A 25,387-nucleotide genomic window follows, 5' to 3' on the forward strand; every position below is an offset into this window, starting at 1 on the left:
ATGAGTGAATTAAAAACAAAGCAGGTCTTTAATGAACCGTTGAAGACCTCTTTTGATGAGCAAGACAAGAGTGACGTTGGCCCGGATTTAGGCGCTCAACAACTGTTCACAGAGCAAGAGAAATTTGTCCCTGTCGCACCGCAAGTGAAAGCTGATCTTGATGGTGAAGCTGAGCAGCAATTGGAACAAGTGATTCGACCGAGCAAAAAGAAGAAGTGGTTTGGAACGGGTTTATTGGTCGCTTTCTCTGGCCTAGTTGGATGGCAGGCAATTGATTCGGTCATTACCGCGATTCAATCGGCTGACTGGCTGGCGTTAGGTTGGGCAGGCTTCATTGCTGCCATTGCTTCATTGGGTTTAGGCGCAATAGGCAAAGAGCTGTGGAAACTGCGTTCACTTAAAGATCACTTTAGTGTGCAAGAGCAGAGTGAAGAGCTACTCCAAAGTCAAAGTGTCGGCAAGGGCAAAGCGTTCTGTGAAAACATCGCCAAGCAAGGTGGCATTATCGCTGAGTCTCCTTCGTACGATAAGTGGCGAAACAGCATTAACCCAGCACACAGTGATGCAGAAGTGTTGGATATGTACGATGCGTTAGTCGTGAGTCAACAAGACAAAGTAGCGACTCAAATCGTCACTAAGTTTTCGACCGAATCGGCGGCTTTGGTCGCGGTGAGTCCATTGGCGGCGGCTGATATGTTGTTGGTGGCTTGGCGAAATTTCACCATGATAGACAAGCTTGCTGATGTGTATGGCATTGAGCTTGGCTACTGGTCTCGCATTAAGCTATTTAAACTGGTGTTAATCAACATGGCCGCTGCAGGAGCAAGTGAGCTCGCGATTGATGCAAGTATGGATCTCGTCTCGATGGATCTTGCAGGCAAAGTCTCAGCTCGAGCAGGGCAGGGGCTAGGTGTCGGTATCCTTACTGCAAGACTGGGCTTAAAAGCCATGACATTGCTGCGTCCTATGCCTTGGCATAACGAGAGAAAAGTAAAACTGGCAGACCTCCGCAAAGCCGTCCTTTCTGAAATAAAGCGTATCACTCTTAAATAAAGCATTTGAAGCTCAATAGTTTGAGAAGAAGAGTAAACATATGTTTACTCTTCTTCTTGACTGAACTCAGAGCTTAATCCACACTACTGTCAACTTATCCTGACACCTATAATAGGACTATTTGTGCGTCTTGAAGTATTGTGTGAAGACAGACTCGGCTTAACACGTGAGTTGCTCGATATCTTGGCCTCAAAAAGCATTGATTTAAGAGGAATCGAAATTGATGTTAAAGGTATTATTTACCTAAACTGCCCTGATATCGATTTTGATGCTTTTAGTGAACTTATGGCTGAAATTCGCCGAATTTCAGGTGTGAAGGATGTACGTAAAATCCAATTTATGCCAAGCGAAAGGCATAACACAGAGCTGATTGCTCTGCTGGCAAACCTACCTGATCCTGTTATTGCGATTGACCTTAAAGGCTCAGTCGATATGGCTAACCACGCTGCATTGAACCTTTTTAATAAGCAAGAAGACGCAGTCATCGGTGAACCGCTAGCGACGTTTGTTCCTAGTTTTAACTTTGCTCGTTGGATCGAAGGCGATGTAACGCGCCATCGTGAAGTTGTCGTGTTGGATGGTTTAGATTTCTCGATTGAGATCCTGCCGATTTACCTTGGTGGTGATGTCAACGAAGCGGTACTGGCAAGCGCAGTAATGACGATTCGTTCTTGTAATCAAGAGATGAACTCGCCAGATTCAATCCCAGAACAGAACAACCTAGGTTTCGAACATTTTGTTGGTGTCTCTAATCGCCATAAAGCCTTGATCAGCCAAGCTAAGAAATTGGCTATGCTGGATCAGCCTCTATTAATTGAAGGCGACACAGGTACAGGCAAAGAGATGTTGGCGAAAGCGTGTCATAACCGTTCAAATCGATCGTCTTTCCCATTCTTGATTCTAAGCTGTGCATCGATGCCTGATGACGTAGCGGAAACGGAATTGTTTGGTCATGCGCCGGGTTCATTCAACCATGAGCAAGGTCATAAAGGTATTTTCGAACAAGCGAATGGCGGTACGGTATTTTTAGATGAAATTGGCGAGATGAGCCCGCATCTTCAAATCAAGCTGCTGCGTTTCCTACAAGATGGTTCATTCCGTCGTGTTGGTGAAGAAGAAGAGATGCACGCGGATGTTCGTATTATTGCATCAACGCGCCACCGTCTTTCTGAATTAGCCGACTCGGGTTCGTTCCGTGAAGATTTGTTCTACCGCTTGAATGTACTGACTCTGTCTATTCCAGCATTGCGTGAACGCTCAAACGACGTAGCGCCACTGTTGGAACTGTTCGTTGCAAAGTACGCGCAGCAGTTAGGTATGTTAAAACCAAAACTGACTCAAGAGTTAGTCGACCAGCTTGGTAATTACCAATGGCCGGGCAACATTCGTCAGTTAGACAACATGGTTCTACGCGCACTAACAGAGTTGGATTCAGACACGCTAACGGTTGAGCAATTCCACTTGCCACAGCTTGAAACAATGACGGCTGGAATGGCGAACCTGAGCTTAGACGGCTCGCTCGATGAGATCATGAAAGACTATGAATCTCAGATTCTAGAGAAGCTTTATCAGTCTTTCCCATCAAGCCGTAAGCTAGCAAAACGTTTGAATGTTTCTCATACCTCAATTGCGAATAAGCTTCGTGATTACGGTATCAGAAAGAACTGATCGAATAAGAACAAGATTATGGAAGATTTGAGTACACCAGAGCGCATTTATAAGCATGATGGTAATCTGATTCTACGCACGGCTGAAATCGATGATGCTGGCATGATCAGCGAGTACTTTCAGGTTAACAGAGAGTATCTGAAACCTTGGGAACCGATTCGCGAAGACGCGTTCTTTGATAGAGCGAGTTGGGCGCAGCGACTGATCAAGTTAAACGAGCTTCATAAAATGGGGCTAGGCTATTACTGTTTACTGATTAATGCTGACTCTAATGAAATGTTAGGCACCATATCGTTCAGTAATTTGTCTCGTTTCCCGTTCTACGCTTGTAATGTCGGTTACTCATTGGCGCAAAGTGCACAGGGCCACGGTTACATGCGCAGAGGTTTGAACATGGCCAAAGACTACATGTTTGATGTGCAGAACATGCACCGCTTAATGGCGGGCTACATGCCTCACAACGAACGCAGTGCTGGCGTATTAGAACATCTTGGTTTTGTCCGAGAAGGTTTTGCTAAAGACTACCTACAGATTAACGGTAAATGGGAAGACCATATACTGACAGCATTAGTTAACCCAAATTGGGAAGATAGACGCGTTATTTAGCGGCAATATTGCTAAGACGTAGTACTAGTTAAAGGCAAATAGCTTTTAAACGTAAACAAAATTTAGACGCAGCGTATATCAAGCTTTGCTAATCGCCGCTGCATCAAAAAGAACAGATAGGCATGGTAAATCCATCAGCCTGAGCAGATATTTGAGGAATTTTGATGTCATACACAACTTTGGACGAATACCAAAGAAAATGGATTTTCACACACCAGTCAATGCCGCTTCCGGCAGAGGACTTGGAAAAGATTAAGCCAATGACACAGGCGAGAGCATCTCAGTTCTGGAAAGAGAACGTGAGCCCTCAAAGCCCAGACGCAGAACGACTGAGCTCGCAAGACTGGCCAAGCAAAGCATCGAACTGGAATGAAGAGATCAGTTGGATGGCGCATTGGGAAGCGGATGAGCCTGAAATGCCAGAAGAGATTCTTAACTTTATTGATTGGCAAGATGACGTAACTGTTTATTTTTGTTACGAAAAGTACAATGTTCTTGAAACCAAATGGGCGATTTTCAAGAAGCATTGGAAGAACTTCTTGTTCTACGATGATGGCCCGATTCTAATCGGTCGTCGTCGTTCAGAAGCCCTTTGGTTTGCTACCAATGGCAAGGTGAAAATTGGTAACCGTGCTTAACCTCGGTGTGATTTAATCGAGCTAGTGCTGGTAATCCGAGCAACAGATAGATAAACAAAAAGCGAGCATCGAGCTCGCTTTTTTTGTGCCTAATGATCTTCGAAGATCATGGGGAAAGACCCACTATTTGAGCCCTAAAGGTGACCATATCCACTCATTTAAAGCGAGTGAATTACGAAATTGAGATCGCTATCTCATTGGGTTAGTTGAAGTTTCATGGGGTTGAGCTATCTTTATATTACTGCCTTAGTGGAGGTGAAGTATTATGATTTGGGATACTCTCGAACGTGTAAATAAACTTCGCAAGGAAGCAATGGAGGATCCAGAGTTTTTGGATTCAGCAAAAATGCATGAGGAATGGCTTTTAAGCGAAACTCATAATCAATCGAACAAAGGAGCAAAAGAGAATAAACCGAAAAAACTATCTGACATTTATGAAAATACGGATTTTCCTATCAACCCAACTGGAACCAAACATTAACAATGATGAACTGCAACACGGCTAAGGCTCTTAACCAAAAAGCTATAAGTCGATTACACATACCAGCCTTAAGCCACCAATAAAAAAGCCACTTTCAACGAATCGAAAGTGGCTTTTTCTTTTCTTGCTAGCTTCTTTACCATTAGCAACGAAAGCTAATCGTTTTCAAACCTAGTTATTGATTAGGCTTAATCCGCTTGGTAACGCATCACCAAACACACGCTTAGATTCACTCTCAGAAAGCTCAGTCACTTCACTCACTAGTGTTAACCATGAGTCAGGTACCTTGCTTTGCTTAAGCTTCTCAATCACTTGATTGCGATAGTCGTCAGAGATATCAAACTGACGGTCACCGGTTTTTCGACAAATCATCACCGCTGCGAAGGCGATCATCTGCTCTTTCTGCCAGTTCTGTTCAAGCAGTTTTGGTAACCACTGTTCAGCTTGCTCTCTAGGAATTACGCTGTGTTGGCTGCCATACAAAGGCGTTCTTGATGCTAATCGTCCTAGCGCCCACCAGTGAGCCTGTTCAAATTGGTTATGGTTGATCGCTTTGCTTAAGAACCAACTTGCCAGCAGCACTTTGTCTTCAACCTCAAGTTGCTCAAGTGACGCCGCTAAACGGACCATGGCTTCATAACCATTATCTTGCGCATCTTTGGCTGTCTTAGGGTTCTTCATTGCACCTGGGTGAAGGTATTTAGCGATGTCAGCCAAGATACTCTCTTGCTGCTCTTGGTTTAGCCCACCAGCGACACGACGCCAGAATACCCACCAGTCTGTCCAGCCTTGGTGGTTCTTGAACTGAATGTTCTGTTGGTAAAGGCCCCAAATCTGTTCGATACGCCATGAGTCAGTCGGATCGCCAAAGCCAGGACGTAGCGAGTATCCCGCCAAACGTAGCCAGTTCTTCTCGTGTGCTTCTGAGCGGCGACGACGTTTACGACCTAATGAGAAGGTATCAAATAGATGACGAAGGGTCGTGAAGTCCCATTCATCGCGTTTACCTAGTCGCTTCTCAAGATCTTTCGATAGTGTTTTGATCTCTTTCGATTCAGCACTCTTCTTGTTGCCGCTGTACAGGCGAGAAATCAACTCCTTACACTCTTCCAATCTTGGGTGAAGCGCGGAGGTATCAGATTCATCGCCTTGCTTGTTTCTTACTTCAAACTCAAGCAACCAACGCTTAGAGTCATCTTCTATACTCACACACTCCATTTTCAATGTGCCGACTTCGGTTAACTGACAAGCGAGCAGTACTTCAACACGCTCTTTTTGGTTGGCTTGAAGTTCTGCAGTACCTGAGCCTTCCAGCGTAGAAATATACGGTGGGAGAGGGGAGAACAAGTCGGCATCCACATTGACCATCACACCGTTTTGAATGGCGGTGTCATGAGCAATTTGATCGTGTGTTGAAGTCAGAAGATTAAATCGTACTGGCTCACCTAAAGTCAGCGAGAAACGACGGCTGTTCAAGCGTATCTCTTGGCCTTCTTCGGTTCCTTTGGCAAGCAGACAAAGCGCTTTACCCATCTTGTTTTTCTCTTGCAGATGCAAGAAGTAAGAACGGGCAGCACCGCCACCGATTTTCAGCTGTGCACCGCGGCGTGCTTTACCAAAGGCAACCGCGCCAAGGGCAACAGACCAATCTGGATGAGGGTTATCAAGCACTGTGATAGGAGAACCGTTCCAGTTGCCCAGTAGCTGAGTAATTCGCTCTGTTACCAGTTCACTGTTAAACACACCACCATTGAGCAGCACGCCAACTGGAATTGCAGGTTTGGTGTCATCGAACTCAATAGAGTCTGAGTTTTCCAATGCGGCTTTAGACACTTGTTGGTGCGTTGCTAGGAATTCTGCAACGTGCTTACTCACCGCAGGGTCAGCCACGTAAGGCAGACCAAACTCAACCACAGCACTGCGGCGTTTGTCGGGTGTTTCAGTAAACTCAGAAAGCGGGAAGAAACCTTCCAATGCGATTTGATGGACTTCTTGTTTAGTTAAACCAATACTCTTAGTACCGCCAAGCAGTTTTGAACCGCTGCCCAGCATGGTGATCTTTACATCATCGGGCGCATTGGCAGAAAGCAGGCTCTCTTTTGCGGCGCGAGTCTGTTGAATCAGTTTGGTTAGGCTAGAGGCATTCAGCTTTTTGTTTTGATTGAAGCGTTGCTCTGCAAGGTGGGCAAGGGCTAAATCGAGGTTATCACCACCAAGCATCAAGTGTTCACCAACACCAATACGGTCGAGTGCGAGCTCGTTATTACCGTCGCTGTTCGCATCGAATTTGGCTTCAATTAAGCTTAAATCGGTGGTACCACCTCCAACATCACACACTAGAATCAGTGGGATTTGTTGAAGTTCATCTGCTGCGGTTTGTTGGTGACGGGCATACCAGTCATAACAAACGGCTTGCGGCTCTTCGAGTAATAGAATCTTACCTAAGCCCGCCAGTTCTGCGGCTTCGAGTGTTAGCTTGCGTGCTGTCTCATCGAAGGAAGCAGGAACGGTAACCACAACATCTTGGTCTTCAAGCTTGTTGCTCGGGTTACGGTAGTTCCATGCTTGGCGAATGTGGTTGAGGTAGCTTGCACTCGCCACAACTGGCGAGACTTTATCGACATCTGCTGCGCCTGCCCAAGGCAGAATGTCGGAGTTACGATCCACCGCTTGGTGTGACAGCCAACTCTTAGCACTCGATACTTGGCGGCCTTCAACCTTAGCGCCTAATTCACGTGCCCATTCACCGACGATAACGTTCTTAATATCGCCTTCAACGGGGCTTGGTTCCCACGGCATTGTCAGGTCAGAAGGGGATATTTGACCTTGTGCTGGGTGGTAACGAAAGGATGGGAGTAAGGGCTTGCGAACCACTTCACCGGGGCCGATGAGTTGGTCAATATCGAAAAGAGAAACGGGAGCATGTTGTAGGTCGTCGTTGATTTCACAGTAAGCGACAACCGTATTGGTTGTACCTAAGTCAATGCCGACTAAAAAACGAGGAGTTGCCATACAAAACCTTATTCTTCCAGAGTGATGACCAGTTTTTTGATAGCTTTGGTCTTATTGTTGTTATTCGTAAACGTCATTCCTGAGAAACAGGCAGGACTAGATTGAGAAATGCATTGATAAAGTAACGGCACCCGCTAAGGTGCCGTTGATTCATTATGCTTGTTCGTTTGAGTCGTTATTTGAGTCTTCACGAACGTCGAACTCAACGTGCCACTTCTGACCGTTGTCAGTGGCAATCGCTTCAAGATATAAGGTACCTAGCTCAGTAACGCGAGAAGCCAGAGTAACTGGAACCACTTCACCTTCGCGACGGCCTTCAGAAACAGGTAGCGTCACTTGGATTTCAGGAAGCTCATCAAGCTCTTCAGGCGCCCAGTGATCAAGGTGCGTACCCGCTTCATCTTCACGACGAATGGTTGAACCGAAGAACTGGAAGTGTACTGGCTGACCAATCACTAGACCGAATTCTTGGCTAGGTACTTGTACGCTTGAACCTTCTTCCATACCAAATGGTGCAACACACAAAGCTTCCATCGGAGGAGCCATACCTGGGATAGCTGGCATCGCGCTTTCAATTCCTACGTAGTAAGAAGAAGCGATACCACCGCGGATACGAACGCCTTGGCCACGACGAACTGCGCCGTAGTATGAAGCGCCACTTGCAACCGCTAGGTCTAAATCTAAACCTGAAAGCTGTTTTGCGAACTCTTCGTCAGCATTGATCAACCATTCGTTGATCGTATCTGAAAGACGATCAGCAAGTAGGTTCGATTTTAGAACACCACCATTGAACAGGATTGCTGTTGGCTTGATGAAGTCTGCCGCTGGCGCTTCTGACCCTTGCGTACCGGGCATACCGGGCATGTTTGCAAACGGGTTGAAATCTTGCTGAGCCGTTTCGCTATTTCCAGAAAGCGCGTTCGCTTGCTTAGAAAGGAATGCGGCAATGTGACGAGTAATACCTGCGTCTTGAGCGTAAGGCAGACCCATTTGAGTCAGTGCGCCACGCGTCTTTTGTACAGGGTGCTCAGTTACAGCAACTTTAGGGAAGAAGCCGTCCACTAATGTTTGTTGAACTTCTTGCTGAGTCAGTTCTGTTTTCAGTGTTGCGCCAAGCAGTTTAGAACCACGGCTTGGAACAACGATAGGCACAGATTGCAGTTCAGCATCGTTAAGCAGTGCTTCTTTCGCATCACGACATGCGTGAGTCATTGCTTGAACCTGCCAAGGAGCCAGTTCTTTGCCTTCTTGCGCCAGTTTCATCTTCAAGCGGTAAGCCAGTGCTAAGTCCATGTTGTCGCCGCCAAGTAGGATATGTTCACCTACTGCGATACGGTTCAGGCTTAGGTTGCCGTCATCTTGTGTTACTTCAACTAACGAAAGGTCGGTTGTACCACCACCGATATCGACAACAAGAACGATGTCACCAACGTTAACTTCATCACGCCATGTGTCGTTGCTGTTATCAATCCAGCTGTACAGAGCCGCTTGTGGCTCTTCAAGAAGCGTTAGGTGAGCGAAACCAACATTACGTGCAGCTTCTGCTGTTAGGTCACGAGCCGCAGGATCAAACGAAGCTGGAACCGTGATCGTTACATCTTGGTCTGCCAGTTTGTGTTCTGGGTTTGCGTGGTTCCATGCGTCTTTAAGATGCTCAAGGTACAATTCAGTTGTCTTAAGCGGAGATACTTTTTCAACTTCTTCAGGGCTGCCTGCAGGAAGGAAAGCATCGCGACGGTTAACACCACCGTGGCATAACCAAGATTTTGCACTTGCTACCAAACGGATAGGGGTTTTAGAACCAAGGTTACGAGCAATTGCACCCACTAGCGCTTTTGGCTCTGAAGACCAAGGAAGAACGCGAGAGCCCGCATTCATTTCATGTTCGTGCGGTTGGTATAGGAACGAGCCAAGTTGGCTGCGAGTTTCTACTGTACCTGGCGCCGTCAGTTGAGGGATTTGCATCACCTCAACGCGAGCGTCTTCATTGCTTGTGTCTATGTAAGACAAAACGCAATGTGTAGTACCTAAATCGATACCAACACTGAACTTGGGTACCTGGTTTTGCTCTTGAGAAGATGGCTCTTGAGCTGAATGACTTTGGTGTTCCATTATAGCTCCACCTCTGCCGGTGCAATTACAGATGCATCGTAGTTTTCAGCAAGCTTAGGCAGGTTCATGTCAGTTGCTTTCCAACCTTTGTGAACCAGTGTGCCGTTGAATGGTGCATTGCCCGTTACGTTGCCAGTTAGGCGAATTTCTTGAGGGTTGAAACCTTCAGCGATAGTGATACGTGTTTCTTCATCTTCAGTGCGGATGTGAGACAGCGTTACGTAATCAGCCAATACTTTTTGACCGCCAGTGTGAATAACACGAGCTGCTGCGCCAACTTCTTCATCAGAGAATGACGTTAGGTCTTCTTTTAAGAAGTCGATAAGGCGCGCTTCTTGCTGCATGATAGACAGTAGCTGCATTGCAGAGTCTGTTGGTGCTGTAGCAAGCTTAGATTCAACTTCTACTACTTTTTCGATCACACGTTCAACTTCTACTACTTTCTCTACTTCGACAATTTTCTCAACTGGCTTTTCAACTTCAACGACCTTTTCTACTGGTTTTTCTACGACTTTCTCAACCACTTTGGTTTTACGAGAAACGGCAATTAACAGTAGTAAAACGCTTGATGCAGTTAGGCCTGCGTGAAGCATATCAAACGTTTGTGGGATTAGGTTCAAATCAACGATCATAGTGATTTCTCTTTAAAATTGATTTAACGGTATATTCGTCGGTTTAAAGGAATATACAGGTTGGAAAGAAACTCAGTGGCATAAGGCCGAAATGGTCACTTTCAAGCTATAAATATGGGTGGATACTAGCATATTCAAGGCTTAAGGGCTTTATTTAATGTTTTCAATAAACTGGCTTTTTGGTGAGTTAGCTTGAAAGTTAATCGAGATTTGTTGGTTTATTAGCCGTAAATGTCCATGGGTTGTAAATAGTGTTAGTTTTATCCCATTGTGAGAGTCAAAGATAAATAGAGCCTAGCATTCCGGCAGTGTATACTTTCGACTCAAAATAACATCATATGGGAAGCTGTATGCCCCACACTACCGACCCTATAACAGGGTTGAAGAAACGAACTTTGCCGTTAGTTGTCTTTTTTGCCACATTTTTGATGACGGTGTTGTGTTTTGTTTTGGTTGCGGCGAATCAAAATAGGTCTTTGAATGAGAATCTGGATAGCTTTGCTCAGCATCAAACGCTCAGTTTAAAAGCGTTTATTGATAACGATGTCGCTTATATCGGTTCCGGTGCAAATTTTTTCTATTCTAATGATGTCGATAGTCGGGATCGATTTGATCGTTTTGCTCAGCAAACGATTAACGGTTCGAAAAGCCTGATCGGATTGCAGTGGATGCAAAAAGTAGCGGTAGAAGATATCGCCGAGCATACCGCCAAAATGAAAGCTCAATACCCATCCTATAGAATGTTTACTATCCCTAAACATGGGCCAAAAACTTATGGTTATGTCTTGGATGGCGAGCCCGTATTTATCGCGACAGATATTTATCCGAATGATCCAGTGAACAACGGTGTTTTGGGTTTTTACTCTTCTCGTGAGCGGTTTAACCTGGTCATTGATAACATTAAAAAAACACGTGAAGCGAATATTTCAGACAAAGTTCGTCTGTTGCAAGACGGTTTAGACAGCAACACACCTAAGAGCGGAATGTTGGTGTATCACCCTGTCTTTGAGGGAGAGAGTGACAACTTACTCGGCGTTGTAATTGGTGTTGTTCGTACCACATATTATTTTGAGAAACTTCTGGCATCTACTGTCGGCGATATGGACGTTTATGTGCGTGTTACCGATAGCGGTTTTGAAGCTGAAGATGCCCCGATAATGTTCGAAACCAATGGTTATGAAGCGGTAACTGGGCAGCACATTACAAAGACGATTACATTAACTAACCGTGAATGGATTATCGACTTCAAGATAGATGCATGTATTTCATTTAATGGTTACTTAGTGTTGGCGGGAATCGGCATAGTTGGTACCACTATCTCATTGCTGCTTGCTTATATTGTGAACCTGCAAATTAGAGAGAAAGAGCGCTTATATCGAATGATTGATGAAAGAACAGAAGAACTTCGCTTTCTTGCCAATCATGACAGTTTAACGGAAATTTATAATCGCCGAGCTTTTAATAAGATGCTTGGTCAATCGATACAAAGCGATAAGCCGTTTAGCTTAATAGTGTTTGATGTTGATAAGTTTAAAGAGATCAATGATAAGTTTGGGCACCCAGCCGGTGATGCGTTACTTATCCATGTGATTAAGGTTATCTCAGTGAGCTTGAAGTCTGGAGATAACCTATTCCGGATGGGAGGGGATGAGTTCGGTATCATTTCGAGCATCACTGAACATGACTCATTGTCTCGCTATTTAGAATGTATTTTAGATACGGTGAGTGAGTCTCATTGCGAGCATTCTGGCCAGCTATTGAGTTGCACTCTAAGCATCGGGGCTACCATCCGCACTAATGAAGACATTGAAGCGCTCCTTCAAAAAACTGACAGCATGTTATACCTAAGTAAGTCAAATGGCCGAAATCGAGTCACAATTGCAGGCTAAATGAGCACTTGATGCAACTGGGGTCGAGTTCTTTATTAGGCTCATGTACAATTTCACGAAATTTTTGACGAGAGAATTAGGCGACGTATGAATCACAATCGAGTGGTGTGTTTCGATTTGGAAATGTGCTGTTGGAGCGAAGACGGTGTAGGAACAACAGGGGAGATCATTGAAATTGGTCTTGCTGAGATCGATCTTGTATCTGGAACCATCGTGAAGCGCGCGCAATATTACGTTAAGCCCGAAAAAGACGAAGTCTCTCTATTTTGCGCCGAGTTAACGGGCATTACCCCTCGTAAAATCGAAAAGCAGGGTCGCCCATTAGAGTCTGTTATCAAGTCGATGATTAAGAACTTCGGTGGCCCAAAGAAAATCTATGCAGCGTGGGGACGCGACGATCTTATCTTACACAAAGAGTGTATTGAGAAAGGCATTGAACCTCCGTTTAGCGAGTTCTTAAACATCGCAACGCTTTACCGTGTTCAGAATCGCTTGAAAGACAAACGCATTGGTCACCGCGCTGCTCAAGAAGCCAAAAATATTGAGTGGGAAGGTCGTCAGCACTCGGGTTATGTCGATGCTTATAATCTTGCGAAACTCACATTAACTATGTTGTAGCTAAATTTTTAGCTCCTCTCAGCCCTGTTTAGTCAGCTTTCAGTTTACCGATTCAAAAAAGCGACCGGTTTCTTAACCCGTCGCTTTTATTTATTTCAGTTTCCAATTCATTATTTCAGGCACTAATTTTCGCCTAAAACACTTAACTTACTCTTGATGAAGTCACAGTGGTCGACGTAGAGCAGTTCTGCTGTTTTACGGATCACAGAATCTTCGATAGGGTCAATTTCCCCGTCGGCATGCGCTACTTCCCACATCGCTTTGATTAAGTCGATTCGCACTGGCTGAGATAGGTCTCTGAGTTGCGATGTAAAGTCATACAGCGATACTGATTGCTCTACTTTCGGCTCTGCTTGCGCGAGCAGTACCTTTGCTTGTTCTTCATCTAAATCCAGCAAACGCTGCAGAAGCTGTAGCTTAGCGACTCTTTCTGATTCATTGATCTGATGGTCGGCACCCGCGACTTCACACAACAAACTCGCGATGGCGATATTAGGTGATGTGCCTTGGTTTTTGCTTAGGTCCTGGCCTTCAATCAATTGTTTAAACATTGATGTGAGAGAATTGAACATAACGAGCTCCAGTTAAAATTTGTATCGAGTTCCGTAACGCTGATAGCTATCAACTATAACCATAACCATAACCATAACCATAACCATAAGCATAAGCATAACTATTGGGTCTACAGAGTGTGATCGCAAGCGTCTTTACTAAAAACTGACATTACGGATACGCGAGCGATAAGGAGCATTTTATCAATCGGGCTCTGGGAAACGGGTAATTTTACCGTCGCCACTGAGTGTCGTGATCGATTGCGGTTTCCCATCAGTGTCTAGCCTCAATTCTCCAATCGCACTGCGGTTTGAAAGGCGATAGAAGGTCTGATTGTCAGGGCTTCGCTTTTCGATCTTCAAGCGTTTACGCTTAGTGAAGTAGTTCAAAACTGAGCGAGGGCTGTATAACAGGCGGTCCCATACATCGCAGAATTTAAGCAGCGGAGCAGGGAACTGATTTTTAATACCACTGCAGGTGATTTGATAGATGTTCGGGCTGTTGCGACGATACCTAAGCTTGATGTCATAAGCGAAGGAGTAGTGAACATCGCCAGAAAGTACCACGAAGTTGGTCGGTGTTTTGGTATGGGTAAAGATGCTAATCAGCGTATTAGCACTGCCCGGATGTGCCATCCAGTTTTCAGCGTCAATCACTAATGGCTTGCCGATTGTGGTCGCCATCTTTTGCAGTGTTTCAATAAACTTCACGCCAAACATCGGTGCAGCAGAAACGATCACCACTTTATCTTGATTCATTAACTGATGTTGAAACTCAATCAAGGCTTCCCAGTCCATTAAACCTGAAGGCTTGTTCATGCGTGACTCTGAACGCCAACGACGCGTACGAGTATCCAACACAATGACTTTGGGTGAGGTATCTATTGTGTAATGCCACTCTTCAAAGCGACTCAGCATCTCAATAAAGGCTTGATGCTTGTCTGGCTCGATGTTGCCAATAGAGTGAGTAGTCGCTGCATTGCCGGCTTCATTATGAGTTTGTTTACTAATGCGCGGTTGTTTAGTAATGAGCGGTTGAGCGACAAAAAGCTGTTTTGCTTGCTCGATAAACGTTTCATCGAAGCTCTCCGGTTTGTTACCCCAACCTTGACACATCCAGTAAGCCGCAAGGCCGTTACCAATGACTTGGGTCGCGAACTGGTTTTGGTCGACGGCATGCTCCCAACCCACGGTAAGGTTCCAATCATCCGTCACATCGTGATCATCGAAGATCATGTACGTTGGAATATGCGCGAACAGACGTTGCACTTGCGGTAAGCCAGCAATGAAATCATCCATGATGACGCTTTCATCACGCCATTGTTGCTGCTCAGTCGGTGTTAATTGGCGTCCACCTTGAGTGAAGTTATTCTCAATTAAACGCTCTCGATTGACGCATTGCCACAGTGTCGGAGACCAAACCAATAAGTACATCGCGATAAACTCAGACAGCGTGACCAAGTGGTTTTCACAAGCGGTAGAGCTAAAAATCGGCACGCCACGGTTCGGGAATAACTTATCGATCATCGATTCTGAAGCTGTGTGGTGCGGCAAATAGTGATGACGCTGGTATAAGTGGTATTCACTGTTATACAGAGCGTCACTGTTGTTGATTTGTTTAATTTGCGAGTCAGTCGGTAAGCTTTCGCCTACAAGGCCAAGCAGGTGAATCACTTGTTGAATAGCATCAAGTGTTGGGCCTGCCACATGGTCGGCGTAGATCTGATCGCCGCTCATCATCAGCATGTCGGGTCTTTCAGCGACGGTTTGATCGGCCATCTTGTTATCGACTGCAACTAGGCTGTCTTTGCTTGGATGATGCGGGTTGCGGCACGAGCCATGAAGAATGTAATCAGCTGAGGTCGATATCTTAAACTCAACGCGAGATTTACCGTTGTAAACAAGGTGAGGGGCGAGCTCTTTTAGTGAACCTGACTCTGTGTGAATGTCATATTCAAGCAGCGTATTAGTCGGAAACTCACCTTGTAAGCGAATTAGCGTTATCCACGCATGTGTACCGATTTGAATCGAATCATGTTCTTCAAGCGATGAGGTATAAAACGGCTGGTCTTGTGCTGCTTCAGAATCGTCTATTTCTTGAGTATGAAGCTCGGCTCTGCCTGTAAGAGGCGAGCTGGTGGCTAACCAAAGTACCACTTCAGTCGCGGTGGTTTTTCTTAAAATGGGTCCGGCGAGTAACAGGGGAAGAGATGATGTCGTAGAGGGTTTCAATACGGTACCTAAAATCGTTGGTGGCTAGTCGTCGTGGTGTTCTTTTGTTTCGATCTTATTTGTGTCTGGCTTTGTGGTTTCAAGCGTTGATGCTTCAAGTTCTACTGAGTCAGATTCTGTTGTTTTAAACTCTGCAATCTCAGGCTCTGCCATTTCAGATTCTGTTGATTCAAGAACTTCGATAACTTCTGAGCTAGAAAGTTCATGGCCCATTAGAAATATTGCCAATAGGGCATCGGCTTTGGTCTTGGTATCGGAAGGCTCGTCTAATAACAGTTCGAGCTTTTCTCGAATCATAGCAATCTCGTGCTCAACAAAGCCACGGCCTTCTTCATCCCCTTGATTGTCTTCAGGGGCATTATCGAATTCAAGAAATAGCATGTCACCGTCTAGGTTGGTATCCACCAAACGCTCAGGCAACCACGCCTCACCCATAACAATATCTGGATCGGAATCTTTGGGTAAGTGATCTATAATGTTTTGTAATTCGGAGACTTTCACAATACTTTCATTTAACCGAGAATATTCTACATTGTAACGGTCAATGCCGAGCAAACCTAAAAATAGTTAGCCGTCATGGTTAATAAATGTCTAATCAGTAAAACAATATTTTTTTCAAAGAGTAATTACACAAGAATGAAGCTCAAATATTTACCGACTCTTCCTTCATCTGGATTGGTTTTACTAGGTAGCGCTTTCCTAAGTGGCATTTTCGTAAGTGCTAATGCGTGGGCCGCTGAAGAGCAAGAGTGGGGCATCGCTGCAATGTTCCGTACAGCAAGCATCCCTTATGACACGTCTGGTGGCGACCAATCGGTTAGCTCATTCGTACCGATGCTGTTTTTCAAGAACGATTATGTGTTTATTGACGGTACTGAGATGGGGGCATACCTCTATCAAACTGACGATGAGAAGTGGTCTTTCAATGCTATCTCTCGCATGCGCTTTATTGATATTCCTGCATCTGAGCAGAACGCGATTGAAGGTGATACGGCGGACTTTGGTGCTCAACTGACCTACCAACTTGATGATTCTTGGTCTGTCGAGACGGAGTTAATGAGCGACAGTGAATACAACTTCCACGGTAACTTACGAGCTAAAGCCAAGTATGAAACTGGAGATTGGGAGTTTTACCCGAGCGCGACGCTGCGTTATAAAAGTGCTGATTTCAACAGTGAGTATTACTCCGCATCTAATGAAACCATTGGTGCTGGTGTTGACTTAAATGTTGGTGTTGAAACGCGTTACCATGTGGTTTCTAACTTGTACTTATTGGGTTCAACCAGTGTGACTCGATTGGACGATAACGCTTACGATTCTTCGATTGTTGAAGACCGTTATCAGGGGGAATTGTACCTTGGCTTTGGTTTCTTTAACGACAAAGAGAAAGCGCCAAAACCTAAACTGAGCAATGCGCCGTACTTACGTGTCGCACACGGCTGGGGAACGCCATCCAATATTGGCGACATCATGAAGTTCAATCGAGAGAAAGACGAATACAACAACCAGTTGACCTCGTTCTTCTATGGACACCCGTTAACCGATGAGATCTTCGGTTTGCCACTGGATATCTATTTAACCCCAGGTATTGCGCACCACTGGAGCTCAGACGTTCAATCAAGCAGCACCGAATACATTATCGCAATCAAGGCGTACTACACTTTTGATTGGCCAACTCAGTGGCGTGTTGGTGTGGCAGAAGGTATGTCTTACATCGATTCGATTACCTATATCGAAGGCTCTGAGATGGACCGTAAAGGTTACACCGCAAGCCATCTATTGAACTACTTAGACTTCTCATTCGATGTCAACGTTGGCGACTTGATTGGTAAGAATGACTTGAACAACTTATGGTTCGGTTATTCATTGCATCACCGTTCTGCAATCTTTGAAAAATCCTCTCAGTATGGTCGTATCAAAGGCGGTAGTAACTACAACACGGTTTACTTCCAATATGAGTTTTAAGCGCAGTTTTTAACGTTAGCTTTAAACCAGAGTTGACTAAGTACGAATTACATTTGACCGCGCTTTCATAGCTCCTGCGAGTGTTAGCGAGATTAATCAGCCTGATAGCTAAAGGTTTTCCCTTTGCTGTCAGGCTTTTTTGTTTGAGACTTGTGATATAATCGCGCGAGTTTAATAAGTACAAGAATAGGACACGCTTTGACTTCGTCTCCGGAAAAAGCAGATAACAACAAGAATGCAGCACAGCCAAGTTCTTCACAGAGCAAAGCGAAACCAAACCAAGCTGCATCGAAAAAATCTGCTGAACAATCAGCGAAAAACAACAAATCATCTCAGAATAGCCCAGCCTCTCTTCGTAAAGCGCTCAACGAATGTATGATACGCGATCGCTTCCGTTTGAGTAAGCGAATTGCTGGTGCGAGCAAAATTAAGAACGAACAAGCTAAGCACGCTGTCTTTGATGAGATTGCGTTAGACATTGCTAAGTCGATGATGACGGCAACTCAGCGTGCGGCACAGAAACCAACGATTGAATACCCAGAAATTCTCCCGGTTAGCCAAAAGCGCGAAGACATCGCGAAAGCCATCGCTGAAAACCAAGTGGTTATCGTGGCGGGTGAAACGGGTTCGGGTAAAACCACTCAGCTACCAAAAATCTGTTCTGAGCTTGGCCGCGGCCGCTTTGGCTTAATTGGTCACACTCAGCCCCGTCGTCTTGCGGCGCGTTCGGTTGCGAACCGTATTACTGAAGAGATGGAAACACAGCTGGGTGAGTTCGTTGGTTATAAGGTTCGATTCAACGACCAGATTTCTGACAATACCCAAATCAAACTGATGACCGACGGTATTCTACTGGCGGAGATTCAACACGACCGTTTCTTAAATCAGTACGACACCATCATTATCGATGAAGCGCACGAACGTAGCCTGAACATCGATTTCATCATGGGTTACCTGAAAGAGTTACTGCCAAAGCGTCCTGATCTGAAAGTGATCATCACGTCGGCAACCATCGATCCAGAGCGTTTCTCTAAGCACTTTAACAATGCACCGATCATTGAAGTGTCTGGTCGTACTTACCCAGTTGATACGCGTTACCGCCCATTAGGTGGTGATGAAAGTGATTCAGACCGCGACCAAATCGAAGGCATCTTTGAAGCCGTTGATGAGCTGTGTGATGAAGGCCTTGGCGATATCTTGATCTTCATGAACGGTGAGCGAGAAATTCGTGATACCGCAGATGCATTAAGTAAACGCAACCTTCGTGATACCGAAATTGTCCCGCTTTACGCGCGTCTATCGGCGGGTGAGCAGAACCGTATCTTCCAGTCTCATACTGGTCGACGCATCGTTCTGGCAACCAACGTGGCAGAAACCTCGTTAACCGTTCCGGGCATCAAGTATGTTATCGACCCGGGTACGGCGCGTATTAGCCGCTACAGCTATCGTACTAAAGTACAACGTCTACCGATTGAGCCAGTGTCTCAAGCGAGTGCAAACCAGCGTAAAGGTCGTTGTGGTCGTGTTGCAGAAGGTATCTGTATTCGTTTGTACTCTGAGGAAGATTTCGAGTCACGCCCAGAGTTTACTGACCCAGAGATTCTTCGTACTAACCTAGCATCGGTTATCCTTCAGATGACAGCGCTAGGCCTAGGCGATATTCAAGCGTTCCCATTTGTTGAAGCGCCCGATAAGCGCAACATTCAAGACGGTGTAAGGCTGCTTGAAGAGCTTGGTGCGATCGCCACCGTTGAACCGTCAGCGAACAAAAACAAGAACCACGGCGACGACAAGAAGAAGCTAACCGCGATTGGTCGTAAGCTGGCAAAACTGCCTATCGATCCACGTTTAGCGCGTATGGTAATTGAAGCGCCACGTAACCGATGCCTACACGAAGTGATGGTGATCGCGTCTGCGTTGTCGATTCAAGATCCGCGTGAGCGTCCATCAGATAAGCAACAATCGTCTGATGACAAGCACAAGCGTTTCTTCGATAAAGAGTCTGACTTCATCACGTTTGTGAACTTATGGGATTACATCAAGCAGCAGCAAAAAGCATTGTCGAGTAACCAGTTCCGCAAACAGTGTAAGCAAGATTACCTCAACTATTTACGTATCCGTGAATGGCAAGATGTGTACTTCCAAATTCACCAAGCAATGCGTGAGCTAGATACTAAGTTGAATACAGAACCGGGCAGCTACGATGGCATTCACATGTCACTGCTATCAGGTCTGCTTTCGCACATTGGTATGAAAGACCAAGAGAAGAATGAGTATCAAGGTGCACGTAATGCACGCTTCCACATCTTCCCTGCGTCTGGCCTATTTAAGAAACAGCCTAAGTGGATCATGTCTGCTGAGCTGGTGGAAACCTCAAAACTTTGGGGCCGTGTTATCGCGAAGATTCAACCTGAATGGATTGAACCGCTAGCGAAACACCTGATTAAACGCAGTTACAGCGAACCACATTGGTCGAAGAAGCAAGCGGCAGTAATGGCACACGAAAAAGTGATGCTTTACGGAATCCCAATCATTCCAAAACGCTTAGTTAACTACGGTGCGATTGATGCCACTGTCAGCCGTGAATTGTTTGTACGTAGTGCATTAGTAGAAGGTGAGTGGGAAACCAAACATACGTTCTTCAAACAGAACCGCAAGCTCCTGCAAGAAGTGGAAGAGCTTGAGCATAAATCGCGTCGTCGCGACATCTTGATCGATGATGATGAACTGTTCGACTTCTATGATCAACGTGTTGGCGAAGAGGCAGTGTCAGGCCGTCATTTTGATACATGGTGGAAGAAGACCAGTCAGAAAACCCCTGAGCTGCTTAACTTTGAAAAATCGATGCTGTTCCGCGGTGATGCTAGCCACGTTACCGATCTGGATTACCCGAACTTCTGGCACCAAAACGGTATCAAGCTCAAGCTGAGTTACCAATTTGAGCCGGGCGACGATAACGATGGTGTAACGGTACACATTCCGCTGCCTATCTTGAACCAGATCGACCAGAACGGTTTTGATTGGCAGATCCCGGGTCTACGTCAAGAGCTAGTAATTAGCTTGATTAAGTCGTTACCTAAAACGCTACGCCGTAACTTTGTACCTGCGCCAAACTACGCAGATGCATTCTTGGCACGTGTGACACCGCTTGAAGCACCGTTACTGGATTCTCTTGAGAAAGAGCTACGCCGCATGACGGGTGTGGAAGTGGTACGTGATGACTGGAAGTTAGACCAGATTCCAGAGCACTTAAAGGTAACATTCCGCGCTGTAGATCATCGCAAGCGTAAGCTGAAAGAACAGAAAGATCTGCATGAGTTGAAAGAGAGCCTGAAAGACAAGGTTCAAGAAACGCTTTCTAAAGTGGCAGACGACGATATCGAGCAGCAGAACCTGCACACGTGGAGCTTTGGTGAATTACCAAAAGTCTACCAACAGAAACGTGGTGGCTACGATGTTAAAGCCTTCCCTGCGCTGGTGGATACCAAAGACAGCGTAGAGATCAAACTGTTCGAAACCGAGCAAGAGCAAATCTCGGCAATGAAATCGGGTCAGCGTCGTTTAATCTTGTTGAACGTGCCATCACCGATCAAATACTTGCACTCGAACCTGCCGAACAAATCGAAACTTGGCTTGTACTTCAACCCATACGGACAGGTACTCGATCTTATCGATGACTGTATCGCTTGTGGTATTGATAAGCTGATTGAAGAGAAGGGCGGTTTGGTTTGGGAACCAGAGCAGTTTGAAGCTCTGAAAGAACACGTACGTGCAGAGCTGGGTGATACCGTAGTAGAGATTGCTCAACAGGTTGAAACCATCCTAACCACGGCATTCAGCATCAGTAAAAAGCTGAAAGGACGCGTGGATCTTTCTATGGCATTCGCACTTTCTGACATAAAAGCTCAAGTAGAAGGTTTGATTTTTAAGGGTTTTGCCACAGAATGTGGGTGGAAACGCTTGCCGGATATTCTACGCTATATGAGAGCGATTGAACGCCGCATGGAAAAACTGCCAATTGACCCGAACAAAGATCGTCTTCACATGATCAAAGTTGAGTCAGTAATGAATGATTACAAAGAACTGCTGAATAAAATTCCAAAAGGGATCGCGGTTCCAGAAAATGTAAAAGAGGTGCGTTGGATGATAGAAGAGCTTCGTGTAAGCTTCTTCGCACAGCAGCTCGGTACGCCTTACCCAGTATCAGATAAGCGTGTTAAAAACGCGATTGATGCTTGCTAAAGGAATAAAGCTAGACGCAATGGCAAGGTTTGGGTATAAATCTTGCTTATTGCATTACTAATTGAATAGTTATTACATACAGGGCGACTTGGTGGCAATTTATTACCACTCAAGGCCTGCCACTAGGACGAAAAAGGTCGAATATGAAAAAAACGTTATTGGCACTAGCACTACTAGGTGCATCTTCAACAGCAATGGCTGATTCTTGGTTGTACGGCGGTGTAATGGGTGGTCAAAACTCATTCGCTGGTGAAGATGAAAACGCGGTGGGCATCCACGTAGGTACAGGTATCCTTCCACTAATCGGTGTTGAAGCGGGTTACTGGGATCTAGGTTCTTTCGGCAGCGTTAATTACGGCAACCGCGATCTTAAGAATTTAGACGCAAGCACTGCTTATCTAGCGATTAAACCAAGCATCGATTTTGGTCCTCTTCACGTATACGCGAAGGGTGGTCTTCACTCTTACGAGCTTAAAGCTGATGGCTTCAAGCAAGACGATGTTGATATCATGTACGGTGTAGGCGCTGAATACTTCATCTTTGGTCCACTATCTGTAGGCGCTAGCTACCAAAACTTCAAAATGAAAGATGACGACTCTGGCGTATTCACGCTAAACGCAACTATCCACCTACTGTAATTACTTGCAGTCAGTGACAGACGTACCGTTGGTCACGGATATTTGTAGAGTTCGTAAGAATTCGTAAAAAATGCCAGCTTGATAGCTGGCATTTTTGTATCTGTTAACCGTGTAATCGCTACTCTGTTTTCTTATAACAGATAGCAAGCGGATGGTTATTTTTTACTGTTCAGAATACGCTGAATTCTTGGGTTAATCGCTTTACCGTGTTTACTTTCGTACTCTTCACGTTTTAAATCGTTCAGGTTCTTTACAGAGTTAGCGGCAAGAAGGAATTCTGGTAACTCAGTTTCAAGCATGCCTTTCTCATCTAAACGTTTTGCTTCCAAGTAGTACTTCTTAAACAGACCATCCAGCTTGTTTTCAGCCGTACGCTTCAAGTCATACAGTTTGTTCTGAATCAGCCATTTTTCAATTTTGTTGGCAGCGGTGCGAGACAACACACGGATACGGCTATCCAGCAACTCTTCTTCAGTTAAAGAATCTTTCAGGATCCACAGCTCACCCATTTGCGGCGGCCAGCTGTTGCCAAGCTGAATACGTTCGTGGCAGTGCATTAAAACGCGGTTAAGGCCGTCTGAATCAACAGAGTTGGCAAACTCAATGAACTTACCGCTTGGCTCACTACCGTACTGATATTCCCACTGCGTTTCGTACACGCTCAAGAAAGAGCCGAACACGTGAATACACCAATCGGTTAGTTCCAGCTCTGCAGGATCTTGATCAACAACAGGTACTTGTTGAGACGCACCAGAATCCGCAGCTTGTGCAGCCGCTACTTTCACTTCGGTACTTTGCGCTTCAATCACTTCAGGTACTAATGGACCTGTAGCGTCAGGTACAACAGGTTGAGCTGGCTCAGAAGGTTGGCTTTTTGCCTTTTTGAATGAGCTGCTGCCTGAAGCGTTCAGATGGGCTAAGCTTTTGTCTATACCCATTTCCTTGAGCTTGTCCTGCATTTCCTGAATATTGAGAGGTCTTCTGCTGTTGTTGTCTTTCATTTTGCTTCTCGTTAACTAGCCAGTACTGCAGCTTGGATTCAATCCGAGATAATGGCATTAATTCATTGGCTTTGGCTTTATACCAGAGGACAAATTTCTTCCATACTAAACTATGGTCACCGGTCAAACCGGAGAATTTAAACGCACGTTCTGCCCATGATGGTATCTCTTCTTCGTTGAGATCATGAGTAGAGACGGTGTTGCTGTTCATTGAGCCTCGACCTTGTGGGCGAGGGGCCTGCTGCATGTGTTGCATTGGTGCCGGAGCAGGCTGAAACTTAGGTGCAGGTGCAGGTGCAGGTGCAGGTGCAGGTGCAGGTGCCGTAGAGTAGACCGGAATACTATTGGTCGGTTGAACCTCAACGTGCGCCGCAGTTTGCTCTTGCTCAATGAGCATTTTGAAAACGTGAATCTCTTTTTTATCCCGATAATCTACTTTTACCTTATCGAGAAAACCTTGGTCGACTAAACACTTAAGACAGTCGGCTAAACCAAACGTAGAGAGAGCACAAAGTTGACCTGCTGTTTGTAGGCACACATTGGTGTAGCCGAATTCGTCAGCACCGTCTGCAAGCATCAATAAAACCAGCTTTTCTGCAGGGCTAGAAGTATTCACTTGCCAAGCTAAATAAGAATATTTGGCGCTCAATATCGTGTTCTCAAAAAAGGTAAGTCGTTGTCACTATTGTAAGTCACCCCTTACCGAATTTATAGCAACTTAACAGAAAACGGCATTAGTAAGCCAAATATTGACCATAAGGAGACGTCTGCCCCATAAAGTAAGCCTACAGTCATTCATTCTTGTGGTTTAAGCTAGGAATCATTGGGCATGAATACGCATAGCAGCTTAAAGTGCCTACATTCTTTGTTAGGTTAAGAATGCCCAATTCGCGTCCACATTCTGTTGGTCACAATACAGGTCTTCTTTTAAAGTCTTCTCTTTAGGTCAACTATTGATGATTTTCTTAGCTATATCCCATTTATTCTCTTTCCATTCACAAAATGTATTTAATTTATAAAACCCCTTGATATGATCAATACTTGCGCTATTATGACGATAAGTCAGAAATGACGAAGCGTCACAAAATGGTTAACTACATGAATTTACTATTCGTGTTAATATATTGGATAGGAGTGTTTTAAATACTGGCGAAGCTTAGATAACGGCTAAGCTCATATACGGACTAAAAAATTATGTTTGGCTTTGGTTGTAAAGGCGATAAACAAGGTATCTTTGGTTGCAAAGGCGTGTTGTCTAAAAAGCAGCAGTCTATTGCAGACCGAGAAGTAGAGTTGATGTTGTTAGCAAAAGATCTGGTTCGAGAACAAGGGTTCGGAAACCTCACGATGGACAAGCTAACGGCAGCGAGCTCTTATTCTAAAGGTACGATATACAATCACTTTTGCAGCAAAGAAGACGTCGTTTTAGCGTTATGTATTCACTCTCTCAAGACAGAAGCAATGATGTTTGCTCGCTCTGGAGAGTTTGAAGGCAACACACGTGAAAAGATCGTCGCATTGCACGTTGCTTACCGAATCTATGCTCGCATGGAACCGGTACTATCAACCTGTGCGATCATGGCTAAAAGCCCGTGGGTACTAGAGAAAGCGTCTAGTGCACGCGTCGCCGAGATGAATGAACTGGAAGAGTTGGTGATTGAACAATGCGACTCTATGGTTAACCAAGCGGTAGAAGCGGGTGACCTAAAGTTCTCTTCTGGCGTTGGCTCAGATGCCATCGTTTTTGCTAACTGGTCAATCGCATTTGGTTCAAATGCCTTGTCACAGAACGCATCAAACAGTCATTGTATTAAGCGGTTACAAGACCCGTATTCAGTATTACACAACGCGAACATGATTCTAGACGGCCTAAATTGGCAGCCCCTTTCTAGTGACTGGGATTACCGTAAAACTTGGCGTCGTGTAGAACAAGAACTGTTCAGTGAAGAGATCGCTTACTTAGAGTCTTTAGGTCGATAGCTTCCGTTAAGCCCACACATGTGGGTTTATTAATAACCATTTTTGACGATTCGTCACAAACTTGAGACT

The 25,387-nt window shown here is 45.2% G+C and carries 19 protein-coding genes; 11 read left to right on the top strand and 8 right to left on the bottom strand.

Annotation, left to right across the window (positions count from 1 at the left end; all coding sequences use genetic code 11):
- From AB6D93_RS02005 to AB6D93_RS02025, 5 genes are all read left to right on the top strand, one after another.
- Window positions 1-1,053, top strand: coding sequence for a YcjF family protein (locus AB6D93_RS02005; RefSeq protein WP_102333205.1), 1,053 nt, complete (start codon window positions 1-3; stop codon window positions 1,051-1,053).
- 123 nt (window positions 1,054-1,176) lie between these two features.
- Window positions 1,177-2,721, top strand: coding sequence for a transcriptional regulator TyrR (gene tyrR / locus AB6D93_RS02010; protein ID WP_017067720.1), 1,545 nt, complete (start codon window positions 1,177-1,179; stop codon window positions 2,719-2,721).
- 18 nt (window positions 2,722-2,739) lie between these two features.
- Complete coding sequence (rimJ, locus tag AB6D93_RS02015; protein WP_017065430.1) at window positions 2,740-3,327, top strand: ribosomal protein S5-alanine N-acetyltransferase; 588 nt, start codon at window positions 2,740-2,742, stop codon at window positions 3,325-3,327.
- A gap of 164 nt (window positions 3,328-3,491) precedes the next feature.
- Window positions 3,492-3,965 (top strand): DUF2947 domain-containing protein, encoded by a 474-nt coding sequence (locus AB6D93_RS02020; protein ID WP_017060433.1) that lies wholly within the window; start codon window positions 3,492-3,494, stop codon window positions 3,963-3,965.
- Between the two features lie 265 nt (window positions 3,966-4,230).
- Window positions 4,231-4,446: a hypothetical protein gene (locus AB6D93_RS02025; protein WP_017065431.1), complete on the top strand. Its 216-nt coding sequence runs from the start codon at window positions 4,231-4,233 to the stop codon at window positions 4,444-4,446.
- Between the two features lie 171 nt (window positions 4,447-4,617).
- Here AB6D93_RS02025 and AB6D93_RS02030 read toward each other — a convergent pair whose 3' ends face one another.
- The 3 genes from AB6D93_RS02030 to AB6D93_RS02040 form a co-directional block, all read right to left on the bottom strand.
- Complete coding sequence (locus AB6D93_RS02030) at window positions 4,618-7,458, bottom strand: Hsp70 family protein (protein ID WP_017067721.1); 2,841 nt, start codon at window positions 7,456-7,458, stop codon at window positions 4,618-4,620.
- 153 nt (window positions 7,459-7,611) lie between these two features.
- Window positions 7,612-9,570, bottom strand: a complete 1,959-nt coding sequence (locus tag AB6D93_RS02035; protein WP_102333206.1) for an Hsp70 family protein — start codon at window positions 9,568-9,570, stop codon at window positions 7,612-7,614.
- Window positions 9,570-10,202: a DUF2760 domain-containing protein gene (locus AB6D93_RS02040; protein WP_017060436.1), complete on the bottom strand. Its 633-nt coding sequence runs from the start codon at window positions 10,200-10,202 to the stop codon at window positions 9,570-9,572. The genes AB6D93_RS02035 and AB6D93_RS02040 overlap by 1 nt, the downstream gene beginning before the upstream one ends.
- A 350-nt stretch (window positions 10,203-10,552) precedes the next feature.
- On the opposite strand from AB6D93_RS02040, the gene AB6D93_RS02045 reads away from it, so the two are divergent.
- Together AB6D93_RS02045 and AB6D93_RS02050 are read left to right on the top strand one after the other, a co-directional pair.
- Window positions 10,553-12,091, top strand: a complete 1,539-nt coding sequence (locus AB6D93_RS02045) for a sensor domain-containing diguanylate cyclase (RefSeq protein WP_102333207.1) — start codon at window positions 10,553-10,555, stop codon at window positions 12,089-12,091.
- Between the two features lie 87 nt (window positions 12,092-12,178).
- Window positions 12,179-12,709 carry a 3'-5' exonuclease gene (locus tag AB6D93_RS02050; RefSeq protein ID WP_017060438.1) on the top strand — a complete coding sequence of 177 codons (531 nt, stop codon included), beginning with the start codon at window positions 12,179-12,181 and terminating at the stop codon, window positions 12,707-12,709.
- 122 nt (window positions 12,710-12,831) lie between these two features.
- On the opposite strand, the gene AB6D93_RS02055 is transcribed toward AB6D93_RS02050, so the two are convergent.
- The 3 genes from AB6D93_RS02055 to AB6D93_RS02065 all read right to left on the bottom strand — a co-directional run bounded on the left by AB6D93_RS02055 (window position 12,832) and on the right by AB6D93_RS02065 (window position 16,047).
- Window positions 12,832-13,281, bottom strand: coding sequence for a TerB family tellurite resistance protein (locus AB6D93_RS02055; RefSeq protein WP_017060439.1), 450 nt, complete (start codon window positions 13,279-13,281; stop codon window positions 12,832-12,834).
- A 183-nt stretch (window positions 13,282-13,464) separates the two neighbouring features.
- Complete coding sequence (locus AB6D93_RS02060) at window positions 13,465-15,492, bottom strand: hypothetical protein (RefSeq protein ID WP_102333208.1); 2,028 nt, start codon at window positions 15,490-15,492, stop codon at window positions 13,465-13,467.
- A 24-nt stretch (window positions 15,493-15,516) separates the two neighbouring features.
- On the bottom strand, window positions 15,517-16,047 hold the full coding sequence (locus tag AB6D93_RS02065; protein WP_029235374.1) for a hypothetical protein: 531 nt from the start codon (window positions 16,045-16,047) through the stop codon (window positions 15,517-15,519).
- Between the two features lie 81 nt (window positions 16,048-16,128).
- Between AB6D93_RS02065 and AB6D93_RS02070 the strand changes: the two genes are divergently transcribed.
- From AB6D93_RS02070 to AB6D93_RS02080, 3 genes are all read left to right on the top strand, one after another.
- The gene (locus AB6D93_RS02070) at window positions 16,129-17,457 is read left to right on the top strand and encodes a MipA/OmpV family protein (protein ID WP_017070881.1); all 1,329 of its coding nucleotides are present in this window, start codon (window positions 16,129-16,131) and stop codon (window positions 17,455-17,457) included.
- Window positions 17,458-17,655: 198 nt separating this feature from the next.
- Window positions 17,656-21,699: an ATP-dependent RNA helicase HrpA gene (gene hrpA / locus AB6D93_RS02075; RefSeq protein ID WP_102333209.1), complete on the top strand. Its 4,044-nt coding sequence runs from the start codon at window positions 17,656-17,658 to the stop codon at window positions 21,697-21,699.
- 143 nt (window positions 21,700-21,842) lie between these two features.
- Window positions 21,843-22,337: an outer membrane beta-barrel protein gene (locus tag AB6D93_RS02080; protein WP_017065440.1), complete on the top strand. Its 495-nt coding sequence runs from the start codon at window positions 21,843-21,845 to the stop codon at window positions 22,335-22,337.
- 155 nt (window positions 22,338-22,492) lie between these two features.
- On the opposite strand, the gene AB6D93_RS02085 is transcribed toward AB6D93_RS02080, so the two are convergent.
- Complete coding sequence (locus AB6D93_RS02085; protein WP_017067728.1) at window positions 22,493-23,275, bottom strand: hypothetical protein; 783 nt, start codon at window positions 23,273-23,275, stop codon at window positions 22,493-22,495.
- Window positions 23,196-23,987 carry a hypothetical protein gene (locus AB6D93_RS02090; protein WP_102321034.1) on the bottom strand — a complete coding sequence of 264 codons (792 nt, stop codon included), beginning with the start codon at window positions 23,985-23,987 and terminating at the stop codon, window positions 23,196-23,198. The genes AB6D93_RS02085 and AB6D93_RS02090 overlap by 80 nt, the downstream gene beginning before the upstream one ends.
- Window positions 23,988-24,532: 545 nt before the next feature.
- Between AB6D93_RS02090 and AB6D93_RS02095 the strand changes: the two genes are divergently transcribed.
- Window positions 24,533-25,318: a TetR/AcrR family transcriptional regulator gene (locus AB6D93_RS02095; protein ID WP_102333210.1), complete on the top strand. Its 786-nt coding sequence runs from the start codon at window positions 24,533-24,535 to the stop codon at window positions 25,316-25,318.
- Window positions 25,319-25,387 lie beyond the last annotated feature (69 nt).

The sequence above is a fragment of the Vibrio sp. 10N.247.310.23 genome, assembly GCF_041467155.1.
GTDB classification, from domain to species: domain Bacteria; phylum Pseudomonadota; class Gammaproteobacteria; order Enterobacterales; family Vibrionaceae; genus Vibrio; species Vibrio crassostreae_C.

What these genes read in the sequence shown, in the direction of transcription:
- AB6D93_RS02020 (WP_017060433.1), top strand. Translation starts at nt 3,492, where the DNA reads ATGTCATACACAACTTTGGACGAATACCAAAGAAAATGGATTTTCACA.
- AB6D93_RS02030 (WP_017067721.1), bottom strand. Translation starts at nt 7,458, where the DNA reads ATGGCAACTCCTCGTTTTTTAGTCGGCATTGACTTAGGTACAACCAAT.
- rimJ (WP_017065430.1), top strand. Translation starts at nt 2,740, where the DNA reads ATGGAAGATTTGAGTACACCAGAGCGCATTTATAAGCATGATGGTAAT.
- AB6D93_RS02035 (WP_102333206.1), bottom strand. Translation starts at nt 9,570, where the DNA reads ATGGAACACCAAAGTCATTCAGCTCAAGAGCCATCTTCTCAAGAGCAA.
- AB6D93_RS02045 (WP_102333207.1), top strand. Translation starts at nt 10,553, where the DNA reads ATGCCCCACACTACCGACCCTATAACAGGGTTGAAGAAACGAACTTTG.
- AB6D93_RS02005 (WP_102333205.1), top strand. Translation starts at nt 1, where the DNA reads ATGAGTGAATTAAAAACAAAGCAGGTCTTTAATGAACCGTTGAAGACC.
- AB6D93_RS02080 (WP_017065440.1), top strand. Translation starts at nt 21,843, where the DNA reads ATGAAAAAAACGTTATTGGCACTAGCACTACTAGGTGCATCTTCAACA.
- AB6D93_RS02085 (WP_017067728.1), bottom strand. Translation starts at nt 23,275, where the DNA reads ATGGGTATAGACAAAAGCTTAGCCCATCTGAACGCTTCAGGCAGCAGC.
- AB6D93_RS02070 (WP_017070881.1), top strand. Translation starts at nt 16,129, where the DNA reads ATGAAGCTCAAATATTTACCGACTCTTCCTTCATCTGGATTGGTTTTA.
- AB6D93_RS02040 (WP_017060436.1), bottom strand. Translation starts at nt 10,202, where the DNA reads ATGATCGTTGATTTGAACCTAATCCCACAAACGTTTGATATGCTTCAC.
- AB6D93_RS02025 (WP_017065431.1), top strand. Translation starts at nt 4,231, where the DNA reads ATGATTTGGGATACTCTCGAACGTGTAAATAAACTTCGCAAGGAAGCA.
- AB6D93_RS02095 (WP_102333210.1), top strand. Translation starts at nt 24,533, where the DNA reads ATGTTTGGCTTTGGTTGTAAAGGCGATAAACAAGGTATCTTTGGTTGC.
- AB6D93_RS02055 (WP_017060439.1), bottom strand. Translation starts at nt 13,281, where the DNA reads ATGTTCAATTCTCTCACATCAATGTTTAAACAATTGATTGAAGGCCAG.
- AB6D93_RS02050 (WP_017060438.1), top strand. Translation starts at nt 12,179, where the DNA reads ATGAATCACAATCGAGTGGTGTGTTTCGATTTGGAAATGTGCTGTTGG.